This is a genomic window from Paenarthrobacter sp. PPS72, assembly GCF_048537125.1.
GTDB classification, from domain to species: Bacteria; Actinomycetota; Actinomycetes; order Actinomycetales; family Micrococcaceae; genus Arthrobacter; species Arthrobacter nitroguajacolicus_E.
In genome coordinates, this window is sequence record NZ_JBLYIE010000011.1 from 22816 (window position 1) to 37233 (window position 14418).

The following is a 14418-nucleotide window of genomic DNA, read 5'->3' on the forward strand; positions in this document are numbered from 1 at the left end:
GCCGAGAGCTAACCCCTCACGATTGAACGCTCGACCATTCCCCCGTCACTTATTGCTACAGCAGCTCACTCAAGTTAGAGGGAGGCACTATGCGTCGGCCCCATCAGACTTAGGAGCAAATCGATTGTCAGCGTGGACTACTGGATACAACAAAGTTGGTTCCGTTCTTGGTGGCTCGTTTGGGGAACGGCTCTATGCCAAACTCAACGGTTACGGTTCGCTGGTCGTCGAGGTGAAATTCACCTCATCGGGCTTCCGTGGACCTATTGAGAGCGCCGTCACGAAAGCTGGCTGGGTCATCGAAAAAGCCAGTACATGGGAATCCGACTTCCGCATGACATTGGTTCGCACAGGTCTTCGCGTCGTCGGCACTGCGACGCGGGAGCAGTTCATTCATGAACTCCGAACAGTTCTGTCCAGCATCCCCAACGCTCCAGTCGTCCTTGAACCAACATTCGTGAGCCCTGACTACGGACAGATGCCCAGATGGGTAGTGGATCGAGGCAGTGGCGATTCAAACCCAGATCCTTCCGACAAGAGCCCCCTCTACATCTATGGCGAGCACGGCCCTGTCCTGCAACAAGTGAGGCAGTCCTTCCCCGACGGCGATCTAAGAGCTTCCAATGCAGCGTCTCGCCTAGCCCGACAAAGTTCTGCAAAGAGTCACGGCTGGAAATTCGCGGCCGTCTTTACGGCCCTGTCACTTCTAGGCTTCCTCACAGCCGAAACAACAAAAACTACCTTTCATGGTTTCCCTGCCATGGATGGATTACTGGCCTGGTTCCCTGAGGAATCGTGGTCTGCAGCGGAATCGTACATTCTGATTCTTGCCTGGACATTGCTTTTTGGTTTCATCTACGTCGCGGCACTCTGGGCTGTTGTACCGTTTGGGGCGTTCAAAGGATCCAAAGTCCTTATTCGTTTCCCCCTTCCGCAGAAGCCCCGCGAGGCTGCTGGCTGGTCTTGGCCAGGCGAGGACTCAAAGGCAGACAGTGGCACGAAAACATACCTGAAGATCCAAACCGTTTTCAGTTTGCTGGCTGGGGCTGGAGTGAGCTACTTCGTAGGGAGAATCCTCTGGGTCTGTGGAACCATCGCTGCCGGTCTGCCGGGAGGCATGGCAGCGGCAGCTTGGCTGACGGCCGGAATGACGTTGGCCTGGTTGGTGTCCCGTCTCGCGGCTGCTCACTGGCTGCTAAGCGGCAGAGGCCTACCGGGACTGGCACTCAACATAGGCTCAGCCGCCATAGTACTTACTCTGTTTACGCGGCTTCCGGCGTGGGCCTATCTGGAGGGTCTCGGCACCGGATCTCTCGTGAGCGCCGTAGGTTGGACTCAAGTCTTTTCCTTTACCCCCGGGCTTCTTGCGCTGACCGCTGTAGCTGCCGTGACGTGGTTGCTTGTGTGGGTAGGAAAACAGAGTGGCAACTCGCTGCTCTTTATGATGCGCATTGTTACCGTCTCCTCCGTGCTTCTGTGCTTACTTACTGTCGTCCAAACAGAGATGGTCGCCGGATATAACCTTCGCATCCAAGGAACCCAAGCGTTCGCGAAGGCGAACTACCCCATGCCGGCATGTTTGCAGCAACTCAGCAATCCGGAAACTTCCCACCCCGTATGGGTCCTGGGCACCCGCGACAATCAAACCATCGTCGCCTCGCGAAGCCCTTCTGCTGAGCCGCTCAAGAATGGCGGCAAAGTTTCTTCGTTCCCCACTGACAGTGTTGTTCTCGCCCTCCTGCCAGTCCAGTTTCTTGATGGGCAGCAAGCTGCAGAGTCATGCTCCTCGGTTCAGTTGGACATGCCCCAAGTCAAGTGATCACCTTAGGGCGCGGACTGGCAGCCAATACCACCGCGCCCCCTAAAGTTGGGGGCCGTAGATGAACTCCTTGGCATGGTTAACGGCCTTCTTGAAGGCGTCGTTGCGGAGAGTCACTTGCTCCTTGTTGGCTCCGCCGCTGGGTTCCAGGAACGTCGTTGGTCCTGGGCGAAGCATCCAAATATCTCCGGCCGGCGGGAGGTAGAAGACACCGAAGGAACGGTGCTCGGGGTCGTCCGTCCAGATGGGGACCACGGCAACGGCCGCCCCGGTGTCCGGGTTGATCCACTGGGCGCGGGGCAGCGGTTGTTCATGGACTTCGGGGTCCAGGAACGGGGCCGTCCCTCTCCCCCAGCGTTTCTCGAACCGCTCATAGAACGCGGGAATGATGTGGCCGTCGTATGGACGCCAAGCACTCATGGATTACTCCTTCGGGTTCTCAGGGGTGAAGGTTCCCAACGGGATGGCCCGAACACCAGCGGAGACTGGGCCCTGCGGCTGCCTGACGTTCCGCCATTTCCTGACGTTCCGCCGCTGCCTGATGCTCCTCCGCCGGGCGCAGTTTCGGACCGATGGAACCGGACCTTCACGGGGGTCCCGCCCGTACCACCGGGCGTTCGCCGCGCACGATCGTATGCCGCCCGTTTCCCCGGGTCCGACAAAACGACGTACGCCTGCATGATGGCGTGCAGTTCCTGGAGGTTGGCAGCGGAGGTGGTTTCGCCGTCGTCGACCTTTTGGCGTGTGTCCGGGTGGTGGGTCCGCAGTAGCGTGCGGTAGGCGCGGCTGATCTCACGGGCCGTCGCGTCCGGCGACACGTGGAGGGTGGCGTAGTGGTCAGGTTGGGTGCTCACTGCTGGTTCCGGTTCGTGCTGCGGATTGGGAGATGGCCCCCGGCTGAGCCGGGGGCCATCACTCGGGAGACGACGGGCGGGGGTCGCTTTCATGTGCGCTAAAAAACGCTGTGACGTGGCGCGAAGCCTGCGCCCAACTATTCCGATGCGGCCGCCTCCGTTGTTCCCGGCTGGCGCCCTGCCGGTCGGCCACCCCCGGGTGAGCCTTCCGGCAGGGCGGAAGGGATTAGGCGTTAATTTCCTGCCGTTGCTCCTTGGATTGGATTTCAATGCGCCGCGGCTTGGCCTTCTCGGCGACGGGGATGCGGAGTGTGAGCACCCCGGCGTCGTAGCTGGCCTGGACGCCGTCGGTGTCGAGGGTGTCACCTAGGATGAGCTGGCGGCTGAAGACACCCTGTGGGCGCTCGGCGGCGATCATCTCGGTGTTCTCGCCCGCGGGCGACTTACGTTCTGCCTTTACCGTGAGGACGTTCCGTTCGACGTCCAGTTCAACTGAATCAGGGCTTACACCAGGCAGATCGAAGGCAACAACGAATTGTCCGTCCTCCTGCCATGCATCCATCGGCATTCCGGCCGGGCGAGCTGTTGTGCCAAAAACCTGTTGGGCGAGCCTGTCGAATTCGCGGAACGGGTCAGTGCGCATCAGCATGTGGTTCTCACTCCTTTGGATCTTGATGCTGATTCTGTTGTTGGTACCAGCCTGCTCAGTCCTGCTTAATCTGTGTTGGCTGGTATAGATTTTTTATAGCACTAGTGAGAGAGTTGATGCAAGTAGTTTTCCGGAAGATTTTTGGAGGTCTTTGATGGCAGCTTCGGACGGTGAGACTGCCGCTGAAGAGTACGACGGCGGAGGGTCGGCTTCTGTTGCGGACGGCACCTCAGGTGTGGACTCAGACTCGCGTGGGGTCTACGCGATCTCGGTGGCGGCGGAGCTCGTTGGCACGGGGCAGCAGAACATCCGGCAGTACGAGCGCAAAGGCCTACTCACCCCGGACAGGACCGACGGCGGCACGCGCCGCTACAGCGAAAGCGACCTTGCGACGCTTCGCCGGATCGGGGTCTTGTTGGACGAGGGGCTGAACCTGGCCGGCGTGAAACTGGTGCTGGAGCTGGAGGCCGAGAACCGGGGGCTGACGAAGGACAACAAGGGGTTGGCTGACGACAACCGGGAGTTGCGGGCGGACAACCGGGGGTTGCGGAAGGATCTGAAGCGGGCGCGGGGTGTTGCAAGATAGGCCAGGCCCGGCGAGTCCCGCTGTTTGCAAATAGACGCATCCGTAAAAGCCCTAGCCGTCAGATCTACAACAGCGGACCTTCTGATGGATAAATGGAAGGATGGCATCACATATTAGATGCACCCCGAGCAATAAGGTTATTGAAAAGCAATTCATTGCGAGATGTTTTCAGGATACATAAACCTTGACCTCTGCCATAGTTATGCCATGACAACTCCAGAGTTCCCGGGGGCGGGCTCACAGCAGCCGTCGCCTCATCCTCAGCACCCTCAATATGCGCAGGGCGCAGGTGTACCTCCGTACACTCCTTCAGCCCCGCCGACGGGTCCGCAAAAACAGTTAAACATTGTGGGCCTTATAGCACTCATAACAGCCGTGCTTGGGTTCATCTTTGCATGCATTCCCGGCGCCCTGATAGTCGGCTGGGTCTTGCTGCCTATCGCATTTATCTTGGCTATCGTCTCCCTTTTCCTGAAAGACAAAGCCAAGTGGATGGGAATTACAGCCCTGATCACGTCAGTCGTCGGGACGATAGTCGGGGTTGTTGTCTTCACAGCGGTTGTTGCCACCTCGTTCGACAGCGCATTCGGCAGCGGTGACACAAAGGTTGTGGAGCCTTCCAAGGACGGAGCCACTGACGGTGGAGCAAAGACCGAAGCAGCCACGAATGCCGGAACTCGAGAAAGCCCATATGCCATTGGTTCAGTCATCGAATCCAAAGACTGGCGTGTCGTAGTCAATTCGGTCACCTTGGCGGCAACGGACGCAGTGGTGGCAGCCAGCCAGATCAATGAACCACCCGCCGCCGGATCGGAGTACATCTTGGTGAACTACTCCGTGACTTACACAGGTGACGATGGTAACGGCCAGATGCCAGCGTTTGTATCAGTCGAGTACGTCACCGCAGAAGGCAAAACTATCAACAGTTTCGACAAGCTTGTCATCGCACCAGAGCCAATTGATAGCACGAGCACGCTCTACAAAGGCGCTAGCGCAACAGGAAATGCAGTCTTTGAAGTTCCGAGTGCATCGGCCGGACAAGCGACCCTCGCAGTCCGGCCCGGAATGCTCGGCGACAAAGTATTCGTAGCCACCAAGTAGAGGGAAAACTGCCGAACCCTCGCCGGCATGAATCACTGTTCGAGAATGGGCCAAATGTTCCGGCTCATCTGTGAGTTCAGGTCAGCGGGGGTTTTGCCGTTTCTTCATACCAATGACTCTCGGCCATTCCAGTCCTGCCCTGCCCTCCCTTCCCTGCCCGATGTTGACGTGAAGGAACGTCTTTACCACCGCCTCCAGAAGAGTCCCCGCAAGCGATAATAGCCAGCGGGACGGCCAAGCACACTCACAACCGCGGGCTGCGGGAGGACAATCGGGGGTTGCGGAAGGATTTGAAGCGGGCGCAGAAACCCATGGGCGTTGACGAGTAACACGCAGCATTCTTAGCCCCCCCATGCATGGCAATGGCCACCCCGAAACGGAGTGGCCATTGCTACAACCTGCTACTGAGCTTTACTTGTCGCAGCCCCAGCCGTCTCCGTCCCCGTCAAGGTGACTTCCGTAGCCTGGGTGGCTGATGTGGATCGGGGCCGCACCTGCCGCTCGAACGGCTGCGCAGTTGGCGTAGTAGACAGCTGCGGGCGGGGCGGGCGGTGCCACAACAGGAGGAGCCTCCACCACCGGCGGGGCCACAGGAGCCACAGGAGCCGGCTGCGCCTCCACCACGGGCGGGGCTGGCGGAGCAACGGGAGCGACTGGGGGTGCCTGCACCTCCGGAGCGACGGGCGCAACCAAGGGAACCGGCGCCTGCGTCGGCGTCGGAGTGGGTGTCGGGGTGGCCGTCTCGTCAGTGAGATGTTTGACCCCAAGTTTGATAGTCGATCCCTCAGCTACCTTGGTCTTACCGACAGGATCTTCGCTGACCACCTGCCAGTTCTTTTTGACGATGATTGATTTGTCATCGTTTACATCTTTGGCCTCGACCTTGAGACCGAGGTCCTTCAGCTGGTCCGTGGCCTTGTCGAGGGTGAGCCCGACGACGTCCGGCACTTCGACAGTTAGACCGGCTACAGCCGATGCAGCTGCAGTCGCCGGCGTTTGGCTGGAGGCCTGTTTTGTCGCGCAGCCGGTCAGCATAAGACCGGTGAGCACAACCAGTGCGAGTGTTTTCTTCAAAATGTCCCCTTTTTGAAGCGAGCCCAGGCATTCGGGAAAGGCGGGCTTGCCAGATGCTTCCCGAGGACTCGCTAGGAATTCAAGATACCAGCGCGAACAATGCAACTATTATTCCTCCCAAGTATTACGAAATTGCGTAAGGCCCCAACCCACCTGTTAACCAACTCTTCCCCCACAAGCCACCCGTTCGAACCCGCCAAGCCAACCGCCGCGACCACCGTTGTAGGCGTGAGGATCGCAATCGTCGCCGAATCATTCCTGCCACTGATGAATGGGGTAACCCACTCGATACTGCGGGTGCTGGAGCATCTGCAAGAGCGCGGGGATGAGGTGATGGTGATCGCGCCGTCGACGTCGGACACTGATGTTTCGAGCGTCGAGAAGGGTGCGTATGTGCACCGGCTTCCTTCGGTGCCGCTGGCCGGTTACACGAATGTGCGGGTTGCGTTGGGTGGTGTGAATCGGGTCAAGCGAATCCTTGCCGATTTCTCCCCCGACGTGGTGCACCTCGCTTCCCCGTTCGTCCTCGGCTGGCGCGCCGTGCAAGCCGCCCATCAGCTCGGCATTCCGACTGTCGCGATCTACCAAACCGAGGTTCCCAGCTACGCCGCCCGCTACGGTGTGCCGTTCCTGGAGAACTGGGCCTGGAACCGTGTGGACAACATCCACCTCCTGGCCACCCGAACCCTGGTGCCGTCCACGTTCGCGCTGAACCAGTTGCGCGGCCGCGGCATCCTGCGCGTGGACATGTGGCGCCGCGGTGTGGATACCGCGCGCTTCAACCCCGCTAAGCGTTCGACGGCGTGGCGGAGCTCAGTAGCGCCCGACGGTCACCGCATCATTGGCTACGTCGGCCGGCTCGCCGTCGAAAAGCAGGTTGAAGACCTCGCGGTGCTGGCAGATTTGCCGAACACGAAACTTGTCATCGTCGGTGACGGCCCGCAGCGGGAAGCACTCCAAGCGGCTCTTCCGAATGCCCACTTCGCCGGTTTCCTTGGCGGGGATGCGCTGGCTCAGGCCGTCGCCGGCTTCGATCTCTTCGTCCACCCCGGCGAATTCGAGACCTTCTGCCAAACCATCCAGGAAGCCATGGCATCCGGCGTACCCGTGGTCGCGACAGGCCGCGGCGGCCCCTTGGACCTCGTGGAGAACTCACGCACGGGCTGGCTGTATGAACCCGGCAATCTCGGCCAGCTGCGCGGTTATGTGCAGGACTTGATCGGCGACGACGCCAAGCGCCGCGCGTTCGCCACGGCCGCCACCGCTTCGGTGCAGGGCAGGACGTGGCCGGTCCTCAGCGCGGACCTGGTGCGCCACTACAACGAAGTCATCTCCGGCGTGCCCTGCGGAACATCAGGGCCCAGCGAATTCACCTCAAGCAAAGGACCCTCCTCATGAAGATCTCCGTGATCGGCTGCGGCTACCTCGGCGCAGTCCACGCCGCCACGCTCGCTTCGATGGGCCACACCGTGGTGGGTATCGACGTCGACGCCTCCAAAGTTGAGCAGCTCAACAAAGCGATTGCGCCCTTCCACGAACCCGGGTTGGATGAGCTCCTCAAGGACGGTCGCACCACCGGCCGGCTCGTCTTCACCACGGACTTCGCCGCGGCTGCGGATGCCCAGGTCCACTTCCTCTGCGTAGGTACTCCGCAGTCCAAGACCTCTGACACAGCCGACCTCTCCTACCTGATGGGCGCCACGAAAAGCCTCCTGCCGCACCTGGCCAAGGGTGCCGCCGTCGTCGGTAAGTCCACGGTGCCGGTAGGCACAGTGGAGACGCTCCGCGCGCTGCTGGCTCGACGCTCCGACGTGCTGCTCGGCTGGAACCCCGAGTTCCTGCGTCAGGGCACGGCTGTCAAGGATTCGCTGGTGCCCGACCGCCTCGTTTACGGCGTCCCCGGTGGCAGGGGCGCGGCCGCAGGTGCTCCGGTTACAGCCGTGCTGGACGCGGTGTACGAGCCGTTGATCAGCGCCGGCATCCCGCGTTTGGTCTGCAACTTTGCGACGGCGGAGCTCATCAAGTCGGCGTCCAACGCGTTCCTTGCCACGAAGGTCAGCTTCATCAACGCGATGGCCGAGCTGTGCGACGCGTCGGGCGCCGACGTGAGTGAGCTCAGCGAGGCAATGGGCTTGGACCCGCGCATCGGCAACCGATACCTGCACGCCGGGCTCGGCTTCGGGGGCGGCTGCCTGCCCAAGGACATCCGCTCGTTCCGCGCACAGGCCCGTGAGCTTTCCGTGCCGTCCGTGGATGAGTGGATGGCCTTGGTTGATTCGGTGAACCTAGACCAACGATCCCGCGCCGTGGAGGTGGCCCGCGAGATGTGCCGCGGCTTCCTGTCCGGCCGCACGGTGACCATCCTCGGCGCCGCGTTCAAGCCCGACACCGACGACATCCGCGACTCCCCCGCCCTGGACGTCGCACAGCAACTCGCCGACGCCGGCGCACATGTGACCGTCACCGACCCCAAAGCCATCAACAACGCCTGGATCCGCTACCCGCAAATCCGCTTCGAGGCCTCCACCAAGCGCGCCCTCGAAGGCGCCGAACTGGTGCTGCTGCTCACCGAATGGAACGAGTACGTTTCCCTCTCACCGGTTGTTGCTGGGTCACTCGTACGACGCCGGATGGTGCTGGACGCTCGAAACGTACTGGACGCTGAGGCCTGGCGAAGTGCGGGGTGGACGGTCCGCGGGTTGGGGACGGGCGCGTCTGTGGTTGGGCCCGGCGAACGCGGGTCAATAAGCTCAGCTGGCCGCACATCAGCCGCCAGCTCGGTACCTACTGGAACATCGCCGTCGTCGACGCCCATAATGCTGCGTTTCCTGCCCGTGGGGTCATGGCCGGCAACGGCGTAAAGGTGAGAGTTCTTCCGCCCGAACGCGCACTGGATGGCACCGTGCAGCTCAGCGACTGTGGCGTTTCGGGGAGGACGAGTTGCCGCCAGCTCAGCGGTTCAGTCTCACTGATGGAAATGCGGAGCTCGACGGTCGGAACGGTGCTGGGTGAATCCATGTCCGCCAGCCTGCCAGCGCTAACGAAGGGTTTCGCGTCACTTGTCCTTGGTTCGGACTACTACCTCTACGGACAGGGGTTGAACCGTCAACGACAAGGATTCATTAGTGATCACGCACTTCTACCCAGCAGCTCTTCGCATCATCGCCTGCGTCATAGCTGTTTGCTCTGCGGTGTCAGCCACCTTGCTCGGAACGGCGCCCCCTCCTGAGGGGCTGGAGTTCCTTGATCCTTCAGGTTTGCGGACCACTGCCGTCGTTTTGACGATGGCTCTGGGAGTTGTGGCGCCCATCACGATGTTGATTGTCGAACCGCTCAAGTGCCTGCTTCTCAAAGCAGGAATCTTCGCCGTCTCGGGCTTCGGGAACGCCATGATGCTCAGCCCACTGTTGGTGGTCCCGTTGCAGGAAGCGTCCACCGCAACGGCGGTTGTCTGCTCTATCGGCCTGACTATCGCGAGCATTGTCACTTACATGGAGTCAGTGGAACGCAGAAACGCTCGACGGCGGGCCAACACCTAGGCGCTCCCGGCTGGCACCTAATTTGCACCCCACTACCCCTATTTTCCTCGCAGCCAGCACCTAGAAGGCACTTCGGAGCACCTAGGGACCGGGAACCGCCCATAGTCTCTTCTTGTGCCTCCGGGGCGGGTATCCCGGTGTCCGGCGGGAGCCCCACCCGCCCTGGCGTCGGAGGCACTACGGCACGGCTCCACCTACAAACCCCCGGGTGGGGCCGTGCCCAGCCGGAATGTCAGCGGGCCGGACGACTCAACCGCAAACGCACCAAGCGGTAAACGATTCCGACCACGAACATCAGCACACCCAAGCCGGCAGACACGGGCGGCAAGGTGGCAACGAGGACCACGCAGGCAACGGCGCCCGACACCTGCAGGAACTTCGGGTAGCGGCGGTCTTCCGGTGGCTGGGTGTAGGCGGCGATGTTGGCCACCAAGTAGTACAGCAGCACTCCGAAGGACGAGAAGCCTATTGCCCCACGGAGATCAGTCACTGCGATGATCAAGCAGATCGCCACAGCTAGCGAGATCTCAGCCCGGTGCGGAACCTTGTACTTCGGATGCACCGCGGAGAGCCAGTGCGGCAAGTCGTGCTCGCGGGCCATGGCCAGGCTCGTTCTTCCGAGTCCCGCAATGAGCGCCAACAACGCGCCCAAGGAGGCAACAGCGGCACCGACTCGTACCACTGGCGAAGCCCAGGCCAAGGTGCCCGCACCTACGGCATCCGCCAACGGGGTCGCCGTAGCCGCAACGCCGTCAGGGCCGAGAGCCGCCAGCAGAGTAACGGCTATGACCGCGTAGATGACGATGGTGATTCCCAAGGCAATGCTGATCGCCCTGGGTATGGTGCGCTTGGGCTCGCGTACTTCTTCACCCATCGTCGCGATCCGCGCGTACCCGGCAAACGCGAAGAACAGCAGACCCGCTGACTGCAGGATGCCGTACCAACCGTGACCCAGTAACCCCTCCCCTACGAAACTCCCAAAGTCAGGACCGGAACCACCCCAGACCGCAGCGACGGCAGTTGTCAGGGCAGCCAATACAGCAACCACCAGCACCCGAGTCAGCCCGGCCGTGCGGGTCACCCCGTGATAGTTCACGGCGGTCAGAATCACGACGGCGGCAATCGCCACCGGGCGCTCCCAACCTTGCGGTGCGGCGTAGGCGGCGAAGGTCATCGCCATGGCAGCGGCACTCGCCGTTTTGCCGATGACGAATCCCCAGCCCGCCAGGAACCCGGACCACGGGCCGAGCCGTTCGCGTCCGTAGATATAGGTACCGCCGGATGTTGGATAGGCAGCAGCGAGTTGGGCGGATGATGTGGCGTTGCAGAACGCGACGAAGGCAGCAACCACCAACCCGATGAGCAGGCCGGATCCGGCTGCCGCAGCGGCTGGCGTGAACGCTGCGAAGACACCGGCTCCGATCATGGAACCCAGACCGATGAGTGAGGCGTCAAATGTGCCGAGTCGGCGGGCCAAAGCCGGGGAGTTGCTCACGGATACCCTTCACACTGCGGAACCGGGCTCAGCGCTGCGCGTCGGAGACCGGTGTTGGAGGTGAATCCAGCCTATCCCGCGTCAGCGGGGCGGAAGTGAATTCCCAACGAGCATGAAAAGACTATTGCGGGATGTTGCGCCAGTCTTCCGCAAGGCATTGGAGATGTGGTTCTCCACGGTCCTTGCACTGATGCCTAGATGTTCCGCAATTTCCACGTTGCTGCGGTGTCCAGCCAGCACGGCGACCTCAATCTCCCTTTCGGTCAGCGGAGTGGTCCTGAAGGAATTGAAGGAAAGCTGCTCGTTAGCCGACGGGAAGCGGACAGCGAAGATCGACGAAGCCTGCGCCATGGCGTCGGCCGCGGCAGCATCGCCGTCGATCACGTGGCGTTTGAGCGCTCCTCGGAGCAGCATTCCTACCTGGTAGGTGTCGATGTCAGGTTCGTAGTGCTTAAGGAGCAGCCCAAGCAGCTTTTGGTCACCTTCCACCACCGCAGTAGCAATGGCAATCAGCTGGTCATGGACCGTGATGCCGCTCTCACGCAGAATCTTCTGCAGCAGGTCCAGAACGGGCCGACCGGGGCTAAGGCACGTACAAAGGAGCGCAGTCATCATGGCTTCGAGGACGTAGCCGCTCTTAAGTTGTCGTCTAATGAGTTTGCTGGCTTTTCGGTCAAACGCTGAAGGTTGGGCGTTGTTGTGAGCAATGAGCTCGTAAGCTCCCTTGCCGATGCCGGGAAGCGGTCCGACGTCGGGCACCTCCGTCCGCGCCTGGGCAGCTATGGAAAGGGCCGGCAACATGGCCGTTGTCGCGTGACGGAGCCCAGCCAGCCTGAGCATGGCATCGTAGAGCGAGTCGACAACGAAGCCCGGGCGGCCCATCGCAAAGACACTGCTCATGAGGTACTCGGCCTCTTCAAAGTGTCCCCGATAGAGCAATCCATGTGCAGCAACGTAACTGCTGGTGACCACGCCGAACTGGTCCAGGTTCTTCCGTGCTTCGGCCCGCCAGTCCAGCGCGAAGACCAAGGACTCCTCCACGCGTCCTGCGGCGAATAGCCCGAAGCCGCGTATGAAAGGTCGAAGATGTGAAAAGGCATCATCGTCTCCCAGTCCTTCAACAGCTTCGAGGGCCGCGGCTGGCTTGAAGCGGTAAAGCGCCAGCAGCCCATCAACCAAGCTCCCCATTCCAGACTTTTGATTCTTAGAAGCCCCCGACGCTTTGCGTGTGTTCGGTGGAACCCTGCCGTGGGAAGCGCTGAGGAACAGGATGGCGTTCTCGATTTCAGCTTTCAGGTGCGGGTTCTGCCCTGCGAACTTTTGGAGGATGTCGACGGCGGCACCCGGGCCAAGGCCTGTGTGGATCGCGAGCATGGCCTCCGTGATCGTGACAAACAGGAGGTCGCTGGGATCGGCGTCGAAGTCTGTTGTTTCGGCGCAGACAAGCCTGGCACGCTCAACATTGACGGGAGCACCCCAGTAGATCCGGAGGAGCGCGGCCGCATTGGACGCAGACTTGTTGGCTTGCCAGCGTTCGAAGCGGATGCGTTCCCTGTCCGCGTTGTGATCATGGAAGTGCCGGGAGGTGATGGCGTCGTCGTCGCCCTTCTCAAGGCGGAGAGTTGAAAGCACCCGGGAGAGGCAGTCCTCTGTGGTGTGTTTCTCCGGGGCCGCCTGTGGAGTAGTAGCTTCAAGGACTCCAGCGATCTTGCTGTGGAGTAGTTTGCGATCCCTGAGCTGCTTGTTTCCGCGGAAGTAATCAGCAATGACGGGCGGACTGATGGCAGCTATTGAGCCATTGTGGTGGTCCGTCAGGACGGACAGGAATCCCCTACGTTCCAGTCCTTCCAAGGCGTCCGGGTGGATGACCTTGTGGAGGACGTCCACCCTGGCTGTACCGAGAATCGCCATGATGTGCAGTGCCGTGTACTCGTCCGCAGTCAGTTCAGCCAGGAGGGCCTCAAGTGTGCCACGAAGGTGCTCGTTCCATAAGGAGTCGGCGGCCATGCACCATTGCTTGTCCTTCATGACCAATAGCTTGCTGAGTGAAGCGGTCTCTGCGATCCGCACAATGAGACGCGGGTTGCCGGCTGACTTCGTGAGAATTCGGGCAGTTGTGTCAGCGTCTGCCGGCGCACCAAGAACCTGGGCGATGAGTAAATGGACCTGCTCGTAGTGGAGTGGGTCCAGTTGCAGGTGCGCCTCCCGACCGGTGTTCAGGACGGCTAACTGGCCTCTGGAGAAAGCCCATGCTTCAGGGGCAGTGGCCACCATAGGACAATCGGATCTCCGCCTGACGGCCTCCAACACTGCCAGGGACTCACTGTCCACCAAGTGGAGGTCATCAACCACCAGCAGGTGCTTACCGGCCTTGGACAGCTGGCTCGAGAAAACATCGGCGATATCGAAGACCCCGCTCCGGCCGGGCCTCATTTCCAGGCCGAGCCCTTTAATGGCCGAGTACGGGATGCTGCGGTGTGTACGGAGACCACTGATGAAGTGCACGGAAACACCGGTCTTCTCCAGGTTGCTCATGACGTTGCGCACTACCGATGTCTTACCGCTCCCGGGTGCGCCAACAACCCTGACGCCGATACCGCGCGCAACGAAGTCGAGGATTCGCTGAACCTCTGAATCGAACACTCGACCTAGCCTTCTGTTTTTGTGGATGCCCGACATGCGGCTCACTTCGCAGGCTAGATCTTGAAAACGGGACTAGGTGGCAAAACGGCCTTGCACAGACAGTTTTGGGGCCGCCTAGGTGGTGATTGGAGCAAATCTAGGTGGTGGCGGGACTCGTCTAGGTGGTGGGGCTGTTCGAAAATCAGGCAGTCCATGGTGCTCCCTTAGCGCTGTGGGTGGATTACTTTCCACGCTACGGAAGGCCGGGAGCGAATTACATGGGTGTAATTCGCTATGTGGATATGTGTTCTATATCCACTTGGGGTACTAGAAAACATCTTCTATCGGAGGGCAGACAAAAAAGCAGGGCCGGTCACTGACCGGCCCTGCTTTTTGAGTTATCCGAAGACTGGATAGCCTGGATGTTTACTGCCTGGGGACCCCTGGGCCCTGCTCGACGTCGAAGGAACCTTCTGGTTCTCTTCGAGGGAGTGGCAGCTTGAGGAGTCGATTGCAGAGTAGTGCGCGAAAGCGTCCCACTGCCATCTTCAGGAGAGATGGAGCCGAAGCCCATCGAGTCGCCGCTGCCTGTGCAGGTCGACAAGATGGACCACGTACCGCCTGGAACGAAGTCAACGAGTCGCGGAAACCTGGGAATCGCACCGTCGACCATACCTTC

Annotated in this window: 12 protein-coding genes; 6 read left to right on the forward strand and 6 right to left on the reverse strand. The window is 60.8% G+C overall.

Annotation, left to right across the window (positions count from 1 at the left end; all coding sequences use genetic code 11):
• Positions 1–124 precede the first annotated feature (124 nt).
• Entirely contained in the window at positions 125–1819 is a 1695-nt protein-coding gene (locus tag ACLRGI_RS05985) for a hypothetical protein (protein ID WP_419200744.1), read from the forward strand.
• A gap of 42 nt (positions 1820–1861) precedes the next feature.
• Here the strand turns inward: ACLRGI_RS05985 and ACLRGI_RS05990 are convergent, their stop codons facing one another.
• From ACLRGI_RS05990 to ACLRGI_RS06000, 3 genes are all read right to left on the reverse strand, one after another.
• Complete coding sequence (locus ACLRGI_RS05990; protein ID WP_017197775.1) at positions 1862–2239, reverse strand: hypothetical protein; 378 nt, start codon at positions 2237–2239, stop codon at positions 1862–1864.
• Positions 2236–2673, reverse strand: coding sequence for a J domain-containing protein (locus ACLRGI_RS05995; protein ID WP_419200745.1), 438 nt, complete (start codon positions 2671–2673; stop codon positions 2236–2238). Before ACLRGI_RS05995 ends, ACLRGI_RS05990 begins: the two co-directional genes overlap by 4 nt.
• A gap of 226 nt (positions 2674–2899) precedes the next feature.
• Positions 2900–3322: an Hsp20/alpha crystallin family protein gene (locus tag ACLRGI_RS06000; protein ID WP_419200746.1), complete on the reverse strand. Its 423-nt coding sequence runs from the start codon at positions 3320–3322 to the stop codon at positions 2900–2902.
• 154 nt (positions 3323–3476) lie between these two features.
• Here ACLRGI_RS06000 and ACLRGI_RS06005 point away from each other — a divergent pair, with 154 nt between their 5' ends.
• Positions 3477–3908 (forward strand): MerR family transcriptional regulator, encoded by a 432-nt coding sequence (locus ACLRGI_RS06005; protein ID WP_419200747.1) that lies wholly within the window; start codon positions 3477–3479, stop codon positions 3906–3908.
• Positions 3909–4115: 207 nt separating this feature from the next.
• Entirely contained in the window at positions 4116–5009 is an 894-nt protein-coding gene (locus ACLRGI_RS06010; RefSeq protein ID WP_419200748.1) for a hypothetical protein, read from the forward strand.
• A gap of 411 nt (positions 5010–5420) precedes the next feature.
• On the opposite strand, the gene ACLRGI_RS06015 is transcribed toward ACLRGI_RS06010, so the two are convergent.
• Positions 5421–6083 (reverse strand): excalibur calcium-binding domain-containing protein, encoded by a 663-nt coding sequence (locus ACLRGI_RS06015; protein ID WP_419200749.1) that lies wholly within the window; start codon positions 6081–6083, stop codon positions 5421–5423.
• A gap of 228 nt (positions 6084–6311) precedes the next feature.
• Between ACLRGI_RS06015 and ACLRGI_RS06020 the strand changes: the two genes are divergently transcribed.
• The 3 genes from ACLRGI_RS06020 (at position 6312) to ACLRGI_RS06030 (ending at position 9622) form a co-directional block, all read left to right on the forward strand.
• A complete protein-coding gene (locus ACLRGI_RS06020; protein ID WP_419200750.1) occupies positions 6312–7481 on the forward strand; it encodes a glycosyltransferase family 4 protein in 1170 nt (389 codons plus the stop codon).
• Positions 7478–8944: a UDP-glucose dehydrogenase family protein gene (locus ACLRGI_RS06025; protein ID WP_419200751.1), complete on the forward strand. Its 1467-nt coding sequence runs from the start codon at positions 7478–7480 to the stop codon at positions 8942–8944. Before ACLRGI_RS06020 ends, ACLRGI_RS06025 begins: the two co-directional genes overlap by 4 nt.
• A 264-nt stretch (positions 8945–9208) precedes the next feature.
• Entirely contained in the window at positions 9209–9622 is a 414-nt protein-coding gene (locus ACLRGI_RS06030) for a hypothetical protein (protein ID WP_419200752.1), read from the forward strand.
• A 232-nt stretch (positions 9623–9854) separates the two neighbouring features.
• Here the strand turns inward: ACLRGI_RS06030 and ACLRGI_RS06035 are convergent, their stop codons facing one another.
• Both ACLRGI_RS06035 and ACLRGI_RS06040 read right to left on the reverse strand, forming a co-directional pair.
• A complete protein-coding gene (locus tag ACLRGI_RS06035; RefSeq protein ID WP_419200753.1) occupies positions 9855–11117 on the reverse strand; it encodes an APC family permease in 1263 nt (420 codons plus the stop codon).
• A gap of 81 nt (positions 11118–11198) precedes the next feature.
• Positions 11199–13760 carry a LuxR C-terminal-related transcriptional regulator gene (locus ACLRGI_RS06040; protein WP_419200754.1) on the reverse strand — a complete coding sequence of 854 codons (2562 nt, stop codon included), beginning with the start codon at positions 13758–13760 and terminating at the stop codon, positions 11199–11201.
• Between the last annotated feature and the right edge of the window lie 658 nt (positions 13761–14418).